The following is a 20,492-nucleotide window of genomic DNA, read 5'->3' on the forward strand; positions in this document are numbered from 1 at the left end:
AAAAGCTAGATCTTGTCCCCCATATACGAATAAGAGAAATGTATGCTGAAGGATTTTGTTGAACCGCTTGAAAAGGTCATAACCCTCCCGGAAAAGCTCGCACCAACTATTAAGGTGGGCGGAAATTATGTTCAACGGGTGTTGAGTAAATCACTTACTTTGACTGTTGAGTTGACAGGAAGTGAGCACCGAGGACTTTACAAGTTAAATACCAGACTGGAGCCCCCTTTCAATGAGGTATACCTAAAAGCATGGAAGGCGCGTTCAGAAATACCGGATAATGTTTATTGCCTGAAATTCAAATGCTCTACCTCTCTGGAGGGGCTGAATCAGGACACAGAGTTGGTCTGGTTGCAGTACCCTGGCCTAGACACTCTTCTTTCACGGAATGAGGTCGCGGCTAGCTGGCTTGGTGAGTTCACGTTCAAGGAGGATAAGCCTGAGCTTGGTCAGGCCGGTCTTCGTCTCCCTCAAATCGGTGCCTTGCATGCTATATCGGCACACCTATCAACTGATAAAGAGCTGGAGCCTGCTACGGTAGTATTACCGACTGGTACGGGTAAAACGGAGACTATGCTTGCAACCATGGTCTATCGCAGGGCTCCTTGTATTATGGTGGTAGTGCCGTCAAGGTCTCTGAGGGAGCAGGTCGCGAATAAGTTTTTGTCGCTAGGTTGCCTTCCAGACTTGGGTGTTGTCTTACCGGGTTGCAGTTTCCCTTATGTAGCAAAAATCACAACGGGTATACAATCCGTTGAAGAAGCAGAACGGTTAGCGGCTGCCGCGAATGTGATCGTGACTACGCCAAACGTTTTGCAGAAAGAAGAACATTCTGCAGCGGTTGATGTCCTTTGCCAGAAATGCAGCCACCTTTTCGTAGATGAAGCGCACCATGTCTCGGCTAAATCCTGGGCGGCTATTCGTGACAGGTTTATGGGTAGGCCGGTTATCCAATTTACAGCAACGCCTTTTAGAAATGACCATGAAGCCCTTGGCGGAAGGATTATCTTCAACTACACCATGGGCGAAGCTCAGCGCGCGAATTATTTTAAAACGGTAAATCTAAATCCCATCGAAGAGTTTTATGAAGATAAGGCTGATCAAGCAATAGCAGAGGAAGCTATCGCTTTATTGAGAAGGGATATAGAATCTGGATTTGATCATTTAATGATGGCTAGGGTCTCCAGCAAGCCCAGAGCCAATAATCTAATAGGGCTATATAGGGGGCTTGCTCCTGACCTGAAACCGATTGTTGTTCACTCTGACTTTTCTCAAGCTAGAAACAAGCAGTGTCTTGAGCTACTCCATGCAAGGCAATCTCGGATTGTGATTTGTGTAGATATGCTGGGGGAAGGTTATGACTTACCCAATCTTAAAGTAGCGGCACTGCATGACCATCATAAAAGCTTGGCGATAACACTGCAGTTTATTGGCCGATTTACTCGGGCTGCACGTGATTTGCCAATTGGCGATGCTTCTGCCGTTGTGAATATAGCTGATCCCGGAGTAGGAAAAGGCTTAGATCGGCTTTATTCACAAGGGGCTGATTGGGATGTTGTTTTGAGGCGTCTGGCGGAAAATCAGATCGAGCGGGAAATTCAGCTTCAGGATGTAGTTGATGCCCTTAAACGTGGAGAGGGAGATCTAAGTTCGCAGATATCGCTGTGGAATCTAAAACCCAGTTATTCAGCTGTATTGTTTGAAACACACTGCGATACGTGGAGCCCAGAGTCATATGGTGAGGATCTGCCATCGTTTGATGATCATTGGCATGCGATAGCAAAAGACGAGAATATCCTGATTGTCCTGGCTGTTCAAAGCTCAAAAGTAAAATGGGGTAATTACAAAGACCTCAATGATATTGAATATAAGTTGCTCATTGCTTACTGGGATCAAGAGCGTAGCGCTCTTTTCATTTTCTCAAATGACTACAAAGGGTTCCGAGTAGATAATCTGGCCAGAAATATTTGTGGAACGAACTGTGAGCTTGTGTCGGGTGATAAAGTCTTTAATGTTTTCAATGGCGTTGAGGTTCCATTAGTAAGAAATCTTGGTGCGTCTCAGGTGGGTTCCATTAGTTTTGCTCAATTCTTTGGTTCGAATGTCACTGAGGGCCTGGATCAGATTGAGAAATCCAATTCTAAATTGAGTAATGTGGCAGTAAAAGGTTACGAAGATGGTGAAGCAGTTCTTTGGGGTTGTTCCGAGAAGAAGGGGAAGGTGTGGTCTCCTCAAGCTTCAGGTTCATTGTCAGATTGGCGCGAATGGGTAACGGAGGCTTGGGATAAAATCGCCGAAGGTGGAATTGACGAAGAAAACATAACAAGGGATTTCTTGCGTCCTGAACGCATCTCTGAGCTCTATCCAGAGCACCCAGTGTCTGTTCAGTGGGGAGAGCAAATTCAGAATGTTTATGAAGAGAGGGTGAATATCCAATTTGGCGATGAGTTGGTCCCTTTCTACTTGGTAGACCTGTCACTCGATAGGCAAGAGGGCCGTAATGGGCTGTTTATTCGTATCTCCAGTAATGGGAAGACGTCTGTCTATCAGTTGAGTATTTTTGATGAAGCCCCTGGTTATAGTTACCAATTGGTAGAAGGCCAGCCATTACGTGTGCATAAAGGCAATGCTGACTCAATTGACTTCAATGACTATATGGAGCGTGACCCCGTAGTTATTCAATATGTTGATGGCTGTTTTTCATATAACCGATTCCTTGTTCGTGTCAAAGATGCTGTTGGCCTTTATCCTGCTGAAGACATCGTAGTCTGGAACTGGCAGGATGTTGATATTAGATCCGAATCCATGGGGCATGAGAATAAGACTGACTCGATACAGTATCGCTCATTCGAAGTGATTAGAGATGATTACGACGTTATCATTAATGATGACGGTTCGGGCGAGGCTGCTGATCTGGTTGCTTTTAAAGTGATCGATGATGAGATTGTTCTTTCGTTGATCCATTGTAAGTACTCTTCTGGTGACACTGCGGGCGCCAGAGTTAGTGATCTCTACGAAGTCTGTGGCCAAGCACAACGCTCAATTCATTGGAAGCATTCAGGCATGGGTCACTTCTACAAACACGTAACTCGTAGGGAAAAATCTTGGGGTGAACAAGGCCGTAGCAGATTCCTGAAAGGTGCAATGCGCGATCTGAATACCATTAAAAATAGAGCGCGAGCGTCAAAGTTACGCTTGGAAGTAACGATTGTTCAACCTGGTTTGAGCGTAGAAAAAATCAATGATGAATTATTGAAATTACTTGGGTGTACGGCATCGTACATTAAAAAAACAACTCAAGCAGATCTTGTTGTTATTGCATCAAGGTAAGATCCAATCAATGATTTAGACAGATCATGTGTTTCTTGATGTCCGTTAATGGCCGATAGCAGCCAAGCTAAATTTAGCGATCCAGAGCAGCATATCCGAGATATCATGCCACTCAATGAATCTGTCGCCTGGTAGAGAATTTCTTTACCTGTGCTGTTTTGATGTATTGATTTGGTCCGTACTGTTTAGGGTCCACCTTCATAGTTAGCAGTACGCGTTACATGGTGATCAGTATCGTGCTGCTTGAGGTGTGCTAAAATTAATACGAGCTTTGGGCAACCGCTATCGGCTTTTCTGATGTGAAGTGAGATAAAACTTTCATGCTTGCTCAAACATCACAAAAGCGCTGTAAGTCAACTCTTCCAAACTAAATGGTGAAGAGCCTAAAATATATGATTCAAACTATAAAAGATGTAAAAAAAATCGCAGAAGCTGCCCCATCACAATAAATAAAATACGTCAATCGACAATAGTGAGAAGTTCAACCTTTAATTTGCTAGCCATTTCATACGCACTCTTTGTAAACCCACTCGAAGAAACAACAACACTATTTTTGCAATCATAATAAAGAGCACCAGAATGCGTTTGCATAACTGCATCAACACCTACATTAGCACCATGATTTTTGCACTGAATACCTATTCGGCCACTATTTGATTCTGCAATTAAATCGATCCCAAAATCCCCACTTGCCGATGTATAAGAAACCTTGTATCCAATACGCTCATAAATCTCCGCGATTTTTTTCTCAAAATCTAAGCCTATTTTCACGGAAGACTCTGAAGAGTAATCGCTAGAAAGTTGGTTTAAAGTCAATACCTTTATAACGATTATGCCCAAAGGTAAAAGGTAATATACCTCATCGCTACCGAACTCTCTCTTGTAAATTTTCCTTATCTCAGAGAAGTCAATTTCTCCATTGGCAAGATTTAAATTTTTACTTTTGAAAACATCTCGGTAGTACTGAAAGTTTTTGAAATGCTTGTTATAAACTTCTCTTATTACATTTAACTCCATATACAAGGTGTGGGTTAAAGAAAAAAAATCTTCAATTTCTTTGTATTTATTAGGGGATCCTGGCTTACAGAAAGTTTCTGCCTTGCTTTTCACACTATTATACTTTTCTGAAGCTTCGTCGTGCATAATTTGTTGTGGGAGCCCTTGTAAAAAAGGGTCGCTTTCAATAACGGATATCTGGAAGCTAACGATGTCTTTAGTGGATATTCTATCTTTTTCAGAAAAATCGATGCCAAGTTTTTTGGCTGCTTTTCTTCCTCTATCGTTAAAATCTTTTACAGCCTCTTTCATAACGAGAGGCCTGGCATTTTTTTTCAGTATGTAATTCCATTCACCATACAAAATAAAATAAGTCTCTTTCCAAAATTCCAGCACAGCTGGCTCCGGCTCAGTGAAATCTTCTGTGAGATTAGAAATAAGATCTACACATTTATCTAAATCCAAGACCTTATTGCTACCAGTTATGTATGCCTTAGTCTTAAAAGGAATTTTGTACTTCATAAGCATCCATGCAAGATTTAGTTTAGCGCAAATTTCTCACGGTATATAAAAACGTCTGAAAGAAATATGATTTCAAAATCTGAACCAATTCATCAAGCACTAATGAACGTTCCTAATATAATACCTGAAAACCGACCTTCTCGCCACTCATACACTACCAAATTAAAGCCGGGTTCACCGCGAGCACATCGCCGCTGGTGCTGGGCGCAGTGAACGCCTGATGACCACGCTGGATAAAATCAATCGTGAACTGGGTAAAGGCATCTTACAGTTGTGGCTGTCACGTCAGAATAATGCTTGGACTCTAATCTTGTAGCAGTGCACCATCCACTATACCACCTGCTGGAAGGAGCTGATTCGTGTTAAAGTATGAGAGGGGTGCTTAAAATGATTAGAACCTGTCTGACCTGTGTCAATGGGGGGGCATCTTGTAACAGGGGTGGTTGAATTAAAGTCAGATACCGACCGAGGCTGTGTGAAAACGTATTGGCCGCTATACTTTTCCAAGGTTTATTGAGGAAATGACGATGAAGCGATTCGTTGTAGGCGAGGCCCGAGATCAAAGCACCCTGTTCCCTGCGCTACTGGATGACTTCGTCGCAGACGATAACCCTGTCCGTGCCATCGAGGCCTTCGTAGAAGGTCTCGACCTCAGAGAGCTTGGTTTCAAGGGTGTTGATCCGCATGCGACAGGTAGGCCCGCCTATCATCCTTCGGTACTTCTAAAGCTCTACATCTACGGCTACCTTAATCGCATCCAGTCGAGTCGCCGCTTAGAGCGCGAAACGCAGCGCAATGTTGAGCTGATGTGGCTAACAGAGCGCCTGACACCAGACTTCAAGACAATTGCCGACTTCCGCAAGAACTATGGCGATGCCATCTGCCGTGTTTGTCGTGAATTCATCGTGCTTTGCCGGCGACTGGAGCTGTTCTCCCAAGCCATTGTGGCCATCGATGGCAGCAAGTTCAAAGCCGTCAACAACCGCAATCGCAATTTCACAGCCATCAAGGTGAAGCGTCGCCTTGAGCAGATCGAAGAAAGCTTCAATAGGTACCTTGGTCAACTAGATACAGCCGACCACGCTGAGCCTGCTTTGGCCGAGGCCAAGACGGAACACCTGAAGGAGAAAATTATAAAGCTCAGGGAAGAAACCGCGCGATTACAATCAGTTGAGGAGCAACGACTGCAATCCCCTGACCAGTAAGTATCTTTGATGGATCGAGATGCCAGGGCGATGACCAACAGTGGCAAAGGCACCGGGACAGTCGGTTATAACGTGCAGACAGCGGTTGATAGCCAGCATCATTTGATTGTGGCGCATGAGGTGACCAACGTCGGGCATGACCGCGGGCAGCTTTTCAATATGTCGAAGCAAGCTCGTGAAGCCACTGGTATCGAGGAGCTGAAGGTCGTCGCTGACAGAGGCTACTTCAAAGGTGAAGAAATCCTCGCCTGCCATAAGGAGGGGATAACGACCTATCTGCCTAAGCCGATAACATCTCCAAACCAGGCAAAGGGCTTTTTCTCAAGAGACTCATTCCGGTACTTACCTGAAAATAATGAATATTTTTGTTCTGCTGATCAGCGACTCATATGGCGATATGAAACAGTAGAAAAAGGCATGAAGCTGCATACTTACTGGAGCTCGGCATGTGGAAGCTGCGCTATGAAAAAAAAATGCACAACGGGCAAGCAACGCCGGATCAGGCGTTGGGAGCATGAAGGAGTACTTGAAGCTGTACAGTTACGCCTGGATTGGAATCCAGAGATGATGCGCCTGAGGCGGCAAACGGTTGAGCATCCATTTGGCACGCTGAAAGCCTGGATGGGGGCGACACACTTCACGACAAAGCGGCTCAAAAATGTGAGCACGGAAATGAGTCTTCATGTGTTGACGTACAACCTGAAGCGCGTCATAAAGATCTTGGGAGTCAATGAATTGATGAAGGCCGCAAGGGCGTAATAGCCCTTTTCTCCGTATTTCAGGGCCGTTATAGTCGCTGTAACTGGTTTCTGATGACTTCATAATTTTCATATGTCACAACAGCAGTGGTCGGCAATTATCGTAGCAATGGCTCAGGTGGGGCCAGAGGACAGCTGAAGCGGTAGATTCGTGAGTAAGATCAGGTTTGTGCAGCTTTCACACGGCCAGGACCCAAAGTCGACATGTAGGCAAAGGCAGAAAGTTCGCTTATTCGCGCTATATGGCATACTAAATTTTAATTAAGGTTAAGCTCCATTTAGTATAAGAATGTTGAACGCTAAAGCTCGTTAACATGAGGAATTCTGTGCTGCCTAATGTCTCTTATGTTTCAGATCAATACGGTGAGTAATATGGAATTTATTTATGCAGGTGAGTTAAAAAAGAAGTTTTCGGTGTACGGGCATTTCTATGATATAAAAATCGGAGACACGATTTTTAAGTGTCGTAGCGTATTGGAAATATTGTCCAATTTAGAGAATATAGAAGTATCCGCAACACCTTGCGCAGTTGTCGTAATGATGAATCCTGGTTCTTCTAGGCCCGTTGACGATGATTACTTGCCTAAACAGTATTCAGTTTGTGAAGTCACTTCTGGTGTTTGGGAAAAAGATCTTATTCCGACGAGGCCAGACAATGCTCAGTACCAGATTATGCGCCTAATGTTGCTAAAAGAGTGGAAGCATGTTCGTGTTTTGAATTTGTCGGATCTGCGAAATGGCAACAGTGGGAATTTTTCAGGGGATTTCGCTGCAGCCAGCGAACGTGATTCGTCAAGTCCACACAGCCTTACTCACTCTCGCCGGTCACAAGAGCTAGAGAGAGGCTGTGAGGATGTTCCAGTCGTTATTGCAGCTTGGGGAGTTAGTGAAGTTCTTCGTGAGGCGGCGGAGTCTTTCTTGTCCAAGATTTCGGTAAGTGGACTTTCACTGGATTATCCGTGGTACAGATATCCAAGTCCTTATAGAAAGGATCAAAAAATCGAATGGCTGAAAAAGGCCTTTGAAGAGCTTGAAACTTGAAAAATGGCGGTCTCTATGAGCAATTTAGTTGGTTTAACCTGGAATCTTTCACGTTTACTGTTTGAACATGACCCAATGCAAACCTGTTGTCGAGAGAATGATGCATTCGATGAATACGAATACGTAGCAAGTACATTAGCAGTGAGCATGTTGGATGGCGAGCTTCCCAAAACGGCTCTTCGATCGGCTCTAACAACTTGGTTCGGTGACGAGTTGGCAGCTGAACAAGGCTTTTCACCACTGGTAACTGAAATTCAAGCACATCACGTCTCTGTACTTGAAGAGTATCTGCAAAAATTGCAGCACACTCTTCGTCAAAAAGCAGCAGGTCAAGACACTGGCACTCTACTGGGCTTAATGGGCTATACAAGCCGACAGTCACATCATCGTTTTCGCCTCTTGCGCGTGCTTGAAGATCCTTACCTTGGCCTTGAATCGGCAGAATACGACCTGGTGCATGAACGTCGCGGCTTCTTATTCGCGTTGTGTCGCGTACTCAATGTTGCAGAAAGTGACGCAAGCGAAGCGATCGAAAAATATGACACATTGGAAAAGATACGGTGTGATGCCTATAGACCTTGGTTGTTTGTCGAGACTGAAAATAGCGATGAACGCCTAGGGAGCTTTATAAATGCCTCGGTTGCTGGAAAGCGAAAGCTGCGATTACCTGCTGACAGCTGGCGGCAGCCACTCGATACACTGTTGGAATACGCACGTGACCTTATTTTTGAACACATAGCACAGACCAGTAAGACTTTGCGGGTCTGGGGGCGTGTCACCGGCTATCGCTTGCACTTCGCTGATGACGAAGTGATTCATTTGACGCTCCAGGGAAAAGTGATTTAAGCCATATCGCTAAGCTCGTCCATTGCAATCAAGGTCAGTGAACCGCCCTGGGTTTTGAGGAGGCCCCATATCCGAGAGAATGGAGCTATTTACAAGCCAAACAAGTTTTCTCCTGAAGTTAGAGAACGTGCGGTTTGAATAGTGCATGAACACCGTGGCGGATATCCGTCGTTGTGGGCAGCTGTCGAGTCGATCGCTCCAAAGATTGGCTGTTTGCCACAGACATTACTGGAATGGGTCAAGCGTGCCGAAATCGATGTTGGTGAGCGACCCGGTACAACGACCGCTGAAGCGCAACGTATGAAGGACCTGGAGCGCGAGAACAAGGAATTGCGGCGTGCTAACGATATCCTCCGCATAACCAGTGCTTTCTTCGCACAGGCGGAGCTCGACCGCAAGCAGAAGTCATAAACACCTACATTGATCAGCATCGGGGTACCAATGAGGTCGAACCGATCTGCAAAGTATTGCAGGTTGCCCCATCGGCCTAGCGTCGCCATGCAGCCCGGCAGCGCAATCCGGAACTACGCAGTGATCGAGCCAAGCGCGACGAAGTGTTGATACCGCATATCAAGCGTGTCTGGGACGATAATTTCAACGTCTATGGAGTCGATAAAGTCTGGAAGTAGATGAACCGGGAAGCTATTCCCGTGGACCGCTGTAACGTGGAGCGTCTTCTGAGACTTCTGGGCTTTCAGGGGGCTCGCCGGGGCAAGACGATGCGCACCACAGTCCCGGACCGATCAGTGCCGTGTCCGCTCGATAGGGTCAATCGTCAGTTTATTGCGGATCGTCTTGATCAGCTCTGGGTATCAAATTTCACGTACGTCTACACCTGGCAGGGTTGGTTATATGTAGCCTTTATCGTTGATGTGTTTGCGCGCCGTATCGTGGGTTGGCTCGTCAGTCGCACGATGACCACAGATTTCGTTCTTGATGCTCTAGAACAAGCACTTTACGCCCGTCAACCTGACAAATCGGAGGACTTAATCCACCACTCCGATAGAGGTTCACAGTATGTGTCGATCCGCTACACGGAACGCCTGCCGGACGCGGGTATTGATCTATCGGTCCGTAGCAAGGGAGATAGCTACGATAATGCCTTCGCTGAGACCATCAACGACCTCTACAAAGCAGAATTGATCCACCGACGCGGTCCCTGGAAATCCATGGAACCCGTTGAGTTGGCGACGCTGGAATGGGTATCCTGGTTCAACCACCAACGGCTGATGGAGCTATTGGGGTATATCCCGCCAGCAGAAGCTGAGGCAAACAACTACCGGCGGCTTAAAAGTCAGGCTGCTTGGCAGCCTGACTTAAATCAACGAGCCTCTGCGATACGCGGGGCGGTTCAATCGTATCGCTTCGTGTGTTACTTCTTTAGGCTTTTAAAATGACATCAATTTGGGAAAAGATATGCGCAGAATAGCCGTCATTGGTTCACGCAACTTTCATGACTATGGTCGCCTCAAATGCGTTCTTCAGCCTTGGCTTCCCGCACATATTATTTCTGGTGGGGCAAAAGGTACAGACTCTCTTGCTGAGAAGCTGGCGTTGGAGCATGAATTACCAATCACGGTGATCAAGCCTGACTGGAAGCAATACGGACGAGGGGCGGGCCCCATTCGTAACCGTGAAATTGTCGATACCGCTGATATAGTCATTGCCTTCTGGAATGGAAAATCAAAAGGCACCGCTTCGGCAGTAAACTATGCACGTACAAAAAATAAACGCCTAATCGTTGAACCTCTGGATGACCTATGACCCAACAAGAGTTAATAAACCTAATCCGGGCAAACGGCCAAAAATATCTGGCTTGCGATGAAGATTGGGAATCCGAAATTATCGAGTGGCAAACTATTATGACTATTTTTGAATATGGTGTGTCCATAGGACTTGAGGCGCCAGACTTTAGTCTAGTGTCTGTTCTCAATGCTGAAGATGATGAATCACCAGGTGTTCCCGAAATTGGCTGTCACGATGCAATAACAGATTTGATGGAGCGAATCGCTACACCAGACTGCGAACAGGCAATTGATGCTCCAGAGATGCGACAAATGTTGGAACTGATGGAAGCTGAATTTGGCCGTGGTGAAGTTTAAAGAAGCCTCTTCGCATCTGAAATGGACACTGGGCTAAGCGCTCATTCGGGCTTCAAAACTTCTGGTATAACCATCTCGATGGCAATGAGCCTTCGCTACCTGCTGTGTTGTCCAGTCCGCCATACTCAAATACATAGCGTCTCATATCGCTTGGCGTTTTAAATGACTGTCCATGAATAGATTCTTACTTTCGCAACGTGTGTGTAACTAGTCATTCACCCATATGAAGTGCTCCTGGGTCAACTCGCTCTCGCCATCCCAACGGTAAGCGCACAGTTTAGCCTCGCCAGTATCCTGAATATTGTCTGCAGCAATGCTGTAATCTAGACAAGCAATGTAGCGATTTAGCGGCGCAGGTTCGCCAGTTAACCAATAGTGGCCGATGAATAAAGGCTTATCCCCCATATAGCCTGGTAAAGTATCTTCTGGCACCGGATCATTTGGAATCGACTCAATCTGGTCCGCCGGTACCATCGCTAGGTCGTGGTAGCTCCGAGACTCCAATTCCCACCAACGAGCCCGTATGTGGTGACGTGCGTTACCGTCTTTGTCGAAGAATTCAGCCCCAACCGGTAGCGGAATTTCTAACCCCTTGATCGCTGTTTCCAGCGCATCATATCCCGCACTATTCTTGCGACATAGTTCTGGCCAAGCAGCCTTCAGGATGCGTTGCTGATTATCTGTATAGTTATTCAAGACTTCTAATGAAGGCGGGGACCAGCAAGCATGGATAACTCTTAGCCCTTCAAGCTCCAAATATAATGGTAATCTACGAAACCAATCTATCATGTCGTAATATTGCTGAGAGCCTTCACCAACCTGATCGAGAAATGCCTGATGTTGATGGCGATTTTTCTCACTGTGAGCTCTTAGGAAAACACCGGGTTTTTCGGGATCTTCTGTTGCCCAGGCAACAGCATTGAACTCGTGATTGCCCATCACTGCCATAGCCTGACCCGCATCGACCATTGCCCGAGCAATATCGACGGTTTCTACTTGTTCTGGCCCTCGGTCTATAAAGTCACCCAAAAAGATGACTTGCCGATCGGAGTGTTGCCATACACCATCTCGCTCTTTATACCCCAGTCGCTTCAACAGATGCTTAAGAGGGGATGCATAGCCATGGATGTCACCAATGATATCGTACATATCGCTCCTGAATGGGTTCTCTCAGATCTTCAAGTTTAATTCAGGCGACCCCATAAATTCAGGATGCCAACCTGCAATGATACCATCCTGAGTAAATGGCGTTTGCTTAATGTGGCGCCTAGCACAGCAGATTGTAGATGATATGCAGGATAGCGCGAATGGCCTTGGAATAATCCAGCGAATCAAGCACTATCAGAAACTATTACGCATCCTATCAGTTGTTAGTCCTGAACGACGATAGGACATCATAATTTGTAGCCAACTGCAGTTGCTTGAGCGTGTCTTCGTAGACGGCAAATCGATTCACGTCCTGCAGATCAATGCGAATGAGGGACATGAATGAAACTGCAATCACTGCTCACTGAGTACGACGATGCACTATCTGGTGACTCGTTCATTGATCCATTGGGCCAGTTGGTTATCTGGTCTGCCTATGGTCAGCAGATTTTCCGAAATCGAGTAAATTCCGTCTCCAATGATGTGCGGAACTTTACCCTGAACCTTCTGCATCACGGAGTAGTCCGTTCTTTGCTTCAGGCTGAGGATGTGGAGGTATCTTCGGCTCTTTCTGACCAGTTGGGCCCAAAAGACAGCCTGCCATTCATTCATGCTTGTTTAATCCACCTCGAAAATATTTTTACCTACTCTATGGTTGATCACCCGGAACAAGATGGGATCGATACCATGGGTATTCTGGGTGGGAGTAAGGCCCGGGCGGAAGGAAGCTCAAACCCTCAACTGATTTTTACCGATAAGCCGGATGGCCACCTGCTTGTTCGTCAATTGGGTTTGGGCGTTAGCGGTCGTTACAAAACCCCATTCGTTGAAATGGGATTCTTTGATCAAGGCTATCGTTATTTCTCCGACACAGCAGTGGAGCTTTGGACTGAATTTGATCAATTGCTCGGTGAGAGTGCCGATCTTAATCAATGCTTCGAGGAAGCCAAAAATCATCTTGTTCAGCTTATCTCCACTTTGCAAAACAAAAGTCAGGTACCCCCAAAGCTGAACTTGTCTGACACCCCCTCATCACTACGTGACGCTTACCGCAAAGCGTTTACAACCGGCGGCAAAGTGGGTGCTGAGACCCGTGAGTTTTGGTTGGCTGTTACCGGACTGGCTGATGGCGCAGCCGGTGCATTGCTTCGGGTTATGGAGAGACAATTAGCTGAATCGAAATCAGACGAGACCGGCAATGAGAAACTAAGACCGGAGAGGGTGGTTCAGGAAGCGGCTGATCAACTGGCCTCAGAAACCGATGAATGGCAAAAGCTGGCCGATATTCAGCGGGTAGAGCCTCTGTTAGCTGAGTTGGACTTGTTGTTCCAGTTGGCGCGTTACAGGAAGCTTCAAACATTGGCCGATATGCGTCGTCATTGGGAAGCCCTCGGGCGCACTGACTCAACGTTGCCAAAGTGTGCTGAAACAGTCAGGGCGAAGCCCCGAGTGCTTGAGGTTCTTAATGGCACTGGAAAGCACCGTATGGATCAGATATTGGACTTGGCGTGTCGGGAAACTGTTGAAGAGCAACTCGAAGCCCTGCTCAACTATCACGCCAATGTTATGAAACAGCGGGGGCAGCTCCGTTGGGTGGAGCTAACCCGAGGTCAGGAAATCCATAACTATGGGCGCACCGCGCCAATTCCTGCCAGAGAGGACAGGCCTGTCGGTGCTTGGGTTAACACCTACTATCTGCATCAATTCAATTACCTGGTTGGCGGGTATTTTGGAGGAGCGCAATGAAGCTACTCTCCGCGTTCCGGGACCAGATCAAAGCGGTTGGTAATGTTGAGCGGGTTTGGCTAACAAGCTTTGTGATCAACATTGAGTTCATAGAAACCTATTTGCTTCCGACCATTCTGGACATGGAAACGCCCAAGCTCAGAATGGACTATGAAGGTATGCAGCAGGTCTTGGGTGAACGGGACATTGATGTACAAGTGTTCTGCGATAAGCGCTTTATTGAGCCGGACCAGAACAAGCGCACCGCGATTCCGGTACACGGTGTTTCTCCGGAGCGATTGCCAGCTAATGGGGCGCTAGAGTTCACGGAGGACAGTCTTTTTCATGCCAAAGTCATTTACATTCAAGGTGACCAAGGCGCTGTTCTGGGGAGTGGTAGTGCCAACCTAACGGTCGATGGCTGGGGGCGAAACCAGGAAGTCTTCTCTTTTATTCCAATTGCCGGCCCACAGATGGCGACATCGGTGGCCCAGTTTTTTCAGTCGATCTTCGACAATGTCGATGAGCCGTTTCCCAGTGATTTTCCGATGCCAAAACAGATGACGGAATTGGACAATATTTTCTGTCATAGTTTGGCGGGCCCGTCGTTCCTCGACCGGCTTATGGCCGAGCACCCCGATACATTGGTGGTTTGGTCTCCCTATTTTTCCAGGGACATCAGCCAATACGTGAAAGGGCTGCAGCGTTATTCAGATAACCCGGCTCTCAAAGTACAACTGGTGCCGGACCGTGTAGAGAATCAGTACCTGCGATCGGGTTGGCAAGCAGGTTTGTCAGAGTTGCATGAGCGGGGCTTGTTGGCTTTCAGACTTCCCCGGGTCCAGCGGGATCACCGTAGTTCGATGACTCACGCAAAGCTCTGGAAAACGGCGGACCGTCTGGCGATTGGCTCCTGGAACTTTACCCAATCGGGCAGCAATCTGTTACTTGAAAGCTCTTCTGCTGACTGCAATGTCGAAGCAGGATTTATTTTCAACGATAGCGATCCTGTAACAAATTATGTTGGTGACGAGCTTCCGCTTTCGAAGTCATTGTTTGCAACTCAGGAGCAACTTGAGGAAGAGCGCCTGCGGGTACCGAAATCACCGCCGTTTGATCTTCAGGTGATGTTTGATTGGCGGACTGAATGTTATCGAGTTTCAGGAGTACGGCTGGGTAAAGAGAAGCCCATTCATGGTTATGAATTAAAGCTTCCTGGCATGCCGCACCCAGTGGCATTGCAATGGCTGGACGTCCCTGAGCAAGAAGGGGACCGATTACAAGAATTGGAGTTGCCTGTATCAACAACCAAGGAATTGCTGGTGCATCACAGCTATGAAGTGTCTCGTGAGGGCGCTTTGGTCGCTCGTGGACTGATTATCGAAAAACTTTCGGTTTTTCGAAGAGCCCAGCAGTATGAAGATCTGAGGGGATTGCTGGATGCCTTGGTATTGTCGGGCGGTGAACCGCCGGCAGACGATGCTGCCTACCGAGTGCATGAGGATGACGATAGCCAGGTGCTAATTGATGCTTTGTCCGATGATGAGGCTGTAATCGCTGACTCCCAGGAGCACGATCCTACTGAGATTAGCTATTTTCGTTTGTTCTCGGCGTGCCACCTTTACTCCGATCTCCTATCGGCCTGTCGAAGCCAGAAAGAGCTGGAGTATTGGTCATTTGTCCGACCTGGCTGCTTGAACGAACTAGTGGGTAAAACGGTGGATCGCATTAACGCTACTTCGAGCCCGTCTATGTTCAACTGGTTTCTTGCTCAGGAAGTGAATCAACTATGCCAGCAAGCCCTAGACGCCCGAAATGCACTCTCTATTGAGAGTAATGGTGTCCCCAAGGAGCGCTGGCAAGGCTTGCAAGTCAAGTTGCCTGAGCTACCTGAATCGTTAAGCCCGAAATACTGTGATTGGCTGATGAAGGAATACCATCGCCGCAACACACACAAGGAGGTGGTATGAGTAACGATGGTTGGGGCCGTGTAATTCCTGAGCTGGTTACAGAATGGATCAACTTCAATCGTAACGACGCGGATTGGCGTTACGATGGCAGTGACCGACAGTCTATGCCTGCGAAACAGACCGAGGGCGTGGCTTATCTATGGAACGTGTTGTCTGATCGGGGAGTAGCACTGCTTGCCGATGAGGTCGGTATGGGTAAAACGTTTCAGGCATTGGGCGTAGCTGCGCTGCTGTGGAAGATGAAGCCGAATGCTCGGGTTCTCGTGATGGCGCCGAATCGAGACCTCTGTTTGCACTGGCGCCGTGAACTCAACACGTTGGTTCGTTACCATTTCAGAGGCGTAGACCATACCGTGAAGAACAGTGTTGATGGCGAACTTGTACCCAGTATCGAGGTCTGTAAGTCGCTTGGAGAGCTGAATACAGCGGTTAATCACGGTGTTTCGCATCTGTATCTGATGACCATTCATTCGCTGAGTGGGCTGCTGCGCGGTTCAGATGAAGTTCAAAAACCTGCTGAGGCCGCAGGTGAGAAAGCAGGGCAAATCCACGACAGTTTAAAGAGTGAAACCGCCCTTGGCGCTGGCGGCTTTGATCTGATTATTGTGGATGAGGCCCATTATCTCCGAAATGTTAATGGCGGCTCTCAACGGGTGGCGGCAGCTCGCGCATTTTTTGGTAAAGAAAATAAACTGGCGCAAAAAGCACTGCTGTTAACCGCCACGCCCAGCCACACACGCCTTTCGGACGTGGCGAATATTTTCAGTTATTTCCTGCCCGTAGATAATAACTGGTCCAGTGAAGCCGACCGGGCCAGTTATTACCTCCGACGCTACGCGTTACGCCGAATGCGACTGATGGATGGGAATGGGAAGCTCTATAGCAAACGCCATTATCGCCATGAGAAACCGATGCCGGCGACGTTTGAAGGGCAACCGGAGGCAGAGGGCTTTTTTGCTCTGTATCAGAAAGGCCTGGTGGCTGAACTCAATAAAAAGAACGAAAACAAAAGCCTGATGTATGGGTATTTGGAGGGGTTCGAATCCGTCGGGCGGCAAGCGGCGTTGGCAGTCACAGACGACGATGAAGAGAGCAATGAGTCCATTTCAGAGACAAGTCAGGGAGATTACTCGAAGGCCGCCGATACCAACCTTCTGATGGGATTGACGCACAGTTACTACCAGGCTTTTGGTCACACTCCTGAACATCCTAAATACGGTAAGCTCATTGAAGAATGTACGCCTTCAGAGTTAGAGCTGAAGACTCTCGCACCCTCTGATCTCAAGCACCTGATTTTCGTTCGCCGCATTCCTTCAGTACGAGAATTGACCCAGCGACTTAATGAGCGTTACGACCAGTTATTGTGGGGGATGTTATCAGAGGCCTGGGGAAAGAATGCCCGCCCGACTATGCCAAAAGGCCTTGCCCGGGAGGAGTTTGAGAAATTTGTATCGTCCATAGGGGCGAGTGGTGAGCCTGATGATGTCGAAGATCTTGAACCAAACGATGAAGATGCTGACGACCCAGAAGAAGATTACCTGGCTTCTCGGGTGGCTCAGCTATTTGTCGTTAAGCGTGGTGGCGGAGGCCAAACTGACTGCGCGAACGTTCGACTTCGGTTTACAAAGCCTGAAAGCCTTTTCTCTCTTTTTCTGGAACCATCCAGTGATTACCTGCAAGGCGGATATCGGCACTTTTACAGTGATTCCGAGCGTAAAGGCAAGCGGGCGAATTATGGTTTGGCTGCTAAATATGAACGGATCAGTGGCTGGCAGCTTGCGTCGGATCTTCGAGAAGTTGCCGGTGACAATGATGCGCCATCAATGCCTTATCAGAAGGAGCTGTTCAGTGTCTGGCCGTTGCTGGTAAAAGAGCTTCCGGCAGAACTGTATAAAAAACTCAGTGAATGGACTCATTCGGGGAGGCCCATTGCAGAGAATTTTGCAAACTATGTGAAAGCGGGCTTTTTACACGCTAGCCCGGTCATCGTGGAGCTGTATGGCTGGTTTGTCGAATTCCGACGAGAAGTACCACGTACATCCGATGTGCAGGCGTCATACCGGGCATTTTACGAGTTTGTTCGTCCAAAAATCAGGGCTTCTCTGATGCTTCGATACTTCGTTTCTGCCCTGGAAACGTTCGAGTCCCTGTGTAACAAGATTATTGATCACCGTCTGGAGGATTGGCGCCAGGAGTGGAGCAGTCTAAAGCGCCTTACTAGCCCTGCCTGGCATGCCTGTGGTGATAACAGTAGTGCTCGTCAGCGCCTGATCCTGGGCTTTAACAGCCCGTTTTATCCCAATGTTTTGGTGTCTACTTCAGTTTTTCAGGAGGGGGTGAATCTTCATCTGAATTGCCATCAGGTGCATCACTACGGGATTGCGGGTTCGCCCGGTGACAATGAGCAGAGGGTAGGGCGCATCGATCGTTTATTTGGGTGCGTGAATCGTCGATTGGGTTCTGGCAATGGAGAATTGAGTGTCCACTACCCCTTCTTGGAAAGCTCTGTTGACGAGGATCAGGTGGCGTCTTTTGTCGAGCGAAAGCATCGCGTAGAAGAGCGAATGGATGCCTGCTTACAGGCAAAATTTGATGCGGAGTACAGGCCTACCAGTACTCGGGATTGGGAGATATTTCTTCGAAAACCTTCGTCTTTGTCGGACAAAGAAGTAGCTGACCCGTATCCAGCCAACTTTGAAGATTTTGAGAATGGTGCTGGCGGATATAGGCTGCACGAGACTCATTCGGAAGAAGACATCGTTCAGGCGCTTCACTGTCTTCTCAGCCAAATCTGTGAAGGGGGAAGAGATCGCTTTCAGGCTGCGGAGTCGAGTCAGACGTCGCCGAAACCGTTATTTTTGATCGACCCCGTGATCAAAAAAGGTGAAACCCAGCGGCACCAGCCAATTTTTTTAACCTTAGGTTTCTCGCCAAAATTTTCGGCTTTGGTGCCAGATACGGCGTATATCGTCAGCTTGTGTTCCCCAATCGCTAATGAGGAATCTTTAAAAGAGACAGATTCTGAGGAACTTCAACGCTTGATTGATGAGCTTAGTGATCAGTACCCGCTAGTGCGGGTGGCACTGGACGTGCAGGCTTCCAATAGCTATTTCTACCTTAGTACCAGGGTTAACTTCCCTCTATTCGTAAAAGATGGCCATTTGCAGCATCTGTCAGCTTACGAACTTGAGAGGGGGCTAGAGGACATCAAGCAATTCTCGGATGAATTGGAAGCAAGGTTATTTAATAACAAGCAGGATCTCACCCGTGCTCAGGTTGGCAACAAAGTGGTATCCGGGCCGAAGCCATTGCCAGAAATACTCCAAGGGCAAGCTCGAAAAAACCTCCCTAGTGAGTGGACAGAAAATGGTGCTGTGGCGCGTTTATCTCAACCATTACCTTCGGGCAAGCTCAAACAGCTGCTGGAGGATTCCGATTCTGGCGGTAATGCAGTTGATAGCATTCAAAGCCTTCTGAAATTGAATAACCGGTTTCCATTTGCGAATTTCCGGCGCACTGCAGAAGGTCGTCAGGAAGCTCAGCTCAATTTCCCAAGTGGTGATTTTCAGTTGGAAGAGCGTGAACTGCTAGAACGTTGGTTCAACTATGTTGTTTCTTTTTGATAGTCAATCCACCGAACATAGAAACGCGCAGCTCGTTTTCTCCATCCTTTCTCAGTGGGTGGTTCCGACAATATATAAGATTTGTCTGAAATTATGCTCCTGGCCTGGTGCAGAGCTTCAAGCTACTCTGACAATGGGGCGGCAGTTGACGACTCTGAGCGGTCCTTTCGAGGCTCATATAAAGATTTTGTTGATCTACTCAGCATTTAACAATTCGTGTAAGGCTGATGTCACTTGGGGGCCGTCGCTTCGCCCCGCGTTAGACATCAGATTGATATCAGGAGCAGGCCTTGGAACAATGTGAACAATGCGGCGGCGAATTAGCCAAGATCAATGGCAGGACCTTGAAAGAGGCGCTGAATTTTACGAAGGCGTCTTTCACCTCCAAAAAGATCTCGAATGTTCAGTGGGTGGGCGTATGTCCATCTTGTGATGCATATGCTCTTGGCGTGGAGACAACTCATCCTTGGCCATTCAAAGCCGCGGATGGTGTGATGCGGGTTGTCGATGACTATGAGCAAGGTTGCGTGTTTGCAGAGAGCAAAAGTTTAGAATTTTGTGGCTTCAGATTTTCTGAAGCCGCATTGGTCAGCGCTAACTTTCTACTCGGTGTGGAGGCGGCGAGCACACATTCTCTGGAATTGAAGGGTGGTTCACTGTCAGAGAGTTCTAGTGCTGCAGATTTTCTTCAATTTTCCCGAGGAGTTTGTGAATGGGGGCGAGGTCAAAGGGTCTGGGGAAATTTGCAGCGTCATCACGGGGCAGAGAGTTTGGCTCAGGTGCTGAGGTCATGGCTGGTTTTTGCAAATAGTCCTTGTAAAGATGAAGATGCCATTGCCAAAGGTGCACAGATAAAAGGGCTTGGCGTTTCATTCGCCAGCAAACATTTGCGTATGCTAGATCCTGAGCGATACGCGGTCCTTGATGACGTTTTGCAGCAGGGCCTAGGTATCGCACTTAACCCACGTGGTTACCGCTTGTTCCTATCTGCTTTAAGGGCCATGGCCAAAGAAATTAATCAACCGATGAGAATAGCGAATCTGGAAGCGGCGTTGTTTATTTTGGTTCGGCAGGATGTGAGGACAAAAAGCTGATGAATTGCGACCCCGTTATATTGCGCCTTTTGCTCCAAAAAAGACCACTCCTGGCCGAATGCAGAGCTTCAAGCTACGCTGATGATATAGATGGCAGTTGACGACCCAAAGCGGACTTTTCGGCGAAAGCGGCA

At 47.6% G+C, this 20,492-nt stretch carries 12 protein-coding genes, 2 pseudogenes and 1 other annotated feature; of the genes and pseudogenes, 12 read left to right on the plus strand and 2 right to left on the minus strand.

Annotated elements, in window-relative coordinates:
* The first annotated feature begins 42 nt into the window (after positions 1-42).
* Positions 43-3,330 (plus strand): DEAD/DEAH box helicase, encoded by a 3,288-nt coding sequence (locus tag LL947_RS06505; RefSeq protein ID WP_499834283.1) that lies wholly within the window; start codon positions 43-45, stop codon positions 3,328-3,330.
* A gap of 459 nt (positions 3,331-3,789) precedes the next feature.
* Here LL947_RS06505 and LL947_RS06510 read toward each other — a convergent pair whose 3' ends face one another.
* The gene (locus LL947_RS06510) at positions 3,790-4,848 is read right to left on the minus strand and encodes a restriction endonuclease (RefSeq protein ID WP_499834284.1); all 1,059 of its coding nucleotides are present in this window, start codon (positions 4,846-4,848) and stop codon (positions 3,790-3,792) included.
* 220 nt (positions 4,849-5,068) lie between these two features.
* Between LL947_RS06510 and LL947_RS06515 the strand changes: the two genes are divergently transcribed.
* The 7 genes and pseudogenes from LL947_RS06515 (at position 5,069) to LL947_RS06545 (ending at position 10,800) form a co-directional block, all read left to right on the plus strand.
* Entirely contained in the window at positions 5,069-5,164 is a 96-nt protein-coding gene (locus LL947_RS06515; RefSeq protein ID WP_499834285.1) for a hypothetical protein, read from the plus strand.
* A 211-nt stretch (positions 5,165-5,375) separates the two neighbouring features.
* Positions 5,376-6,812 (plus strand): annotated as a pseudogene (locus LL947_RS06520) (IS1182 family transposase).
* Positions 6,813-7,183: 371 nt separating this feature from the next.
* Positions 7,184-7,852, plus strand: coding sequence for a DUF1643 domain-containing protein (locus LL947_RS06525; RefSeq protein ID WP_499834286.1), 669 nt, complete (start codon positions 7,184-7,186; stop codon positions 7,850-7,852).
* 15 nt (positions 7,853-7,867) lie between these two features.
* Positions 7,868-8,698, plus strand: a complete 831-nt coding sequence (locus LL947_RS06530) for a hypothetical protein (RefSeq protein WP_499834287.1) — start codon at positions 7,868-7,870, stop codon at positions 8,696-8,698.
* A 138-nt stretch (positions 8,699-8,836) separates the two neighbouring features.
* Positions 8,837-9,999, plus strand: a pseudogene (locus LL947_RS06535) (IS3 family transposase); the annotation flags it as partial.
* Positions 9,064-9,180: a sequence feature (AL1L pseudoknot), on the plus strand. (Overlaps the previous pseudogene by 117 nt.)
* A gap of 115 nt (positions 10,000-10,114) precedes the next feature.
* On the plus strand, positions 10,115-10,462 hold the full coding sequence (locus LL947_RS06540) for an SLOG family protein (protein ID WP_499834288.1): 348 nt from the start codon (positions 10,115-10,117) through the stop codon (positions 10,460-10,462).
* The gene (locus LL947_RS06545) at positions 10,459-10,800 is read left to right on the plus strand and encodes a hypothetical protein (RefSeq protein WP_499834289.1); all 342 of its coding nucleotides are present in this window, start codon (positions 10,459-10,461) and stop codon (positions 10,798-10,800) included. The genes LL947_RS06540 and LL947_RS06545 overlap by 4 nt, the downstream gene beginning before the upstream one ends.
* 207 nt (positions 10,801-11,007) lie before the next feature.
* On the opposite strand, the gene LL947_RS06550 is transcribed toward LL947_RS06545, so the two are convergent.
* On the minus strand, positions 11,008-11,949 hold the full coding sequence (locus tag LL947_RS06550) for a metallophosphoesterase (RefSeq protein ID WP_499834290.1): 942 nt from the start codon (positions 11,947-11,949) through the stop codon (positions 11,008-11,010).
* 339 nt (positions 11,950-12,288) lie between these two features.
* Here LL947_RS06550 and LL947_RS06555 point away from each other — a divergent pair, with 339 nt between their 5' ends.
* From LL947_RS06555 to LL947_RS06570, 4 genes are all read left to right on the plus strand, one after another.
* Entirely contained in the window at positions 12,289-13,692 is a 1,404-nt protein-coding gene (locus tag LL947_RS06555; protein WP_499834291.1) for a hypothetical protein, read from the plus strand.
* On the plus strand, positions 13,689-15,641 hold the full coding sequence (locus LL947_RS06560) for a phospholipase D-like domain-containing protein (RefSeq protein WP_499834292.1): 1,953 nt from the start codon (positions 13,689-13,691) through the stop codon (positions 15,639-15,641). The genes LL947_RS06555 and LL947_RS06560 overlap by 4 nt, the downstream gene beginning before the upstream one ends.
* Positions 15,638-19,264: a DEAD/DEAH box helicase gene (locus LL947_RS06565; RefSeq protein ID WP_499834293.1), complete on the plus strand. Its 3,627-nt coding sequence runs from the start codon at positions 15,638-15,640 to the stop codon at positions 19,262-19,264. Before LL947_RS06560 ends, LL947_RS06565 begins: the two co-directional genes overlap by 4 nt.
* 290 nt (positions 19,265-19,554) lie before the next feature.
* Positions 19,555-20,358: a hypothetical protein gene (locus LL947_RS06570; protein ID WP_499834294.1), complete on the plus strand. Its 804-nt coding sequence runs from the start codon at positions 19,555-19,557 to the stop codon at positions 20,356-20,358.
* Positions 20,359-20,492: the final 134 nt, after the last annotated feature.

The sequence above is a fragment of the Halomonas sp. BLK-85 genome, assembly GCF_044792155.1.
GTDB lineage: Bacteria > Pseudomonadota > Gammaproteobacteria > Pseudomonadales > Halomonadaceae > Vreelandella.

What these genes read in the sequence shown, in the direction of transcription:
- LL947_RS06525 (WP_499834286.1), top strand. Translation starts at nt 7,184, where the DNA reads ATGGAATTTATTTATGCAGGTGAGTTAAAAAAGAAGTTTTCGGTGTAC.
- LL947_RS06515 (WP_499834285.1), top strand. Translation starts at nt 5,069, where the DNA reads ATGACCACGCTGGATAAAATCAATCGTGAACTGGGTAAAGGCATCTTA.
- LL947_RS06510 (WP_499834284.1), bottom strand. Translation starts at nt 4,848, where the DNA reads ATGAAGTACAAAATTCCTTTTAAGACTAAGGCATACATAACTGGTAGC.
- LL947_RS06555 (WP_499834291.1), top strand. Translation starts at nt 12,289, where the DNA reads ATGAAACTGCAATCACTGCTCACTGAGTACGACGATGCACTATCTGGT.
- LL947_RS06505 (WP_499834283.1), top strand. Translation starts at nt 43, where the DNA reads ATGCTGAAGGATTTTGTTGAACCGCTTGAAAAGGTCATAACCCTCCCG.
- LL947_RS06560 (WP_499834292.1), top strand. Translation starts at nt 13,689, where the DNA reads ATGAAGCTACTCTCCGCGTTCCGGGACCAGATCAAAGCGGTTGGTAAT.
- LL947_RS06565 (WP_499834293.1), top strand. Translation starts at nt 15,638, where the DNA reads ATGAGTAACGATGGTTGGGGCCGTGTAATTCCTGAGCTGGTTACAGAA.
- LL947_RS06540 (WP_499834288.1), top strand. Translation starts at nt 10,115, where the DNA reads ATGCGCAGAATAGCCGTCATTGGTTCACGCAACTTTCATGACTATGGT.
- LL947_RS06530 (WP_499834287.1), top strand. Translation starts at nt 7,868, where the DNA reads ATGAGCAATTTAGTTGGTTTAACCTGGAATCTTTCACGTTTACTGTTT.
- LL947_RS06545 (WP_499834289.1), top strand. Translation starts at nt 10,459, where the DNA reads ATGACCCAACAAGAGTTAATAAACCTAATCCGGGCAAACGGCCAAAAA.
- LL947_RS06550 (WP_499834290.1), bottom strand. Translation starts at nt 11,949, where the DNA reads ATGTACGATATCATTGGTGACATCCATGGCTATGCATCCCCTCTTAAG.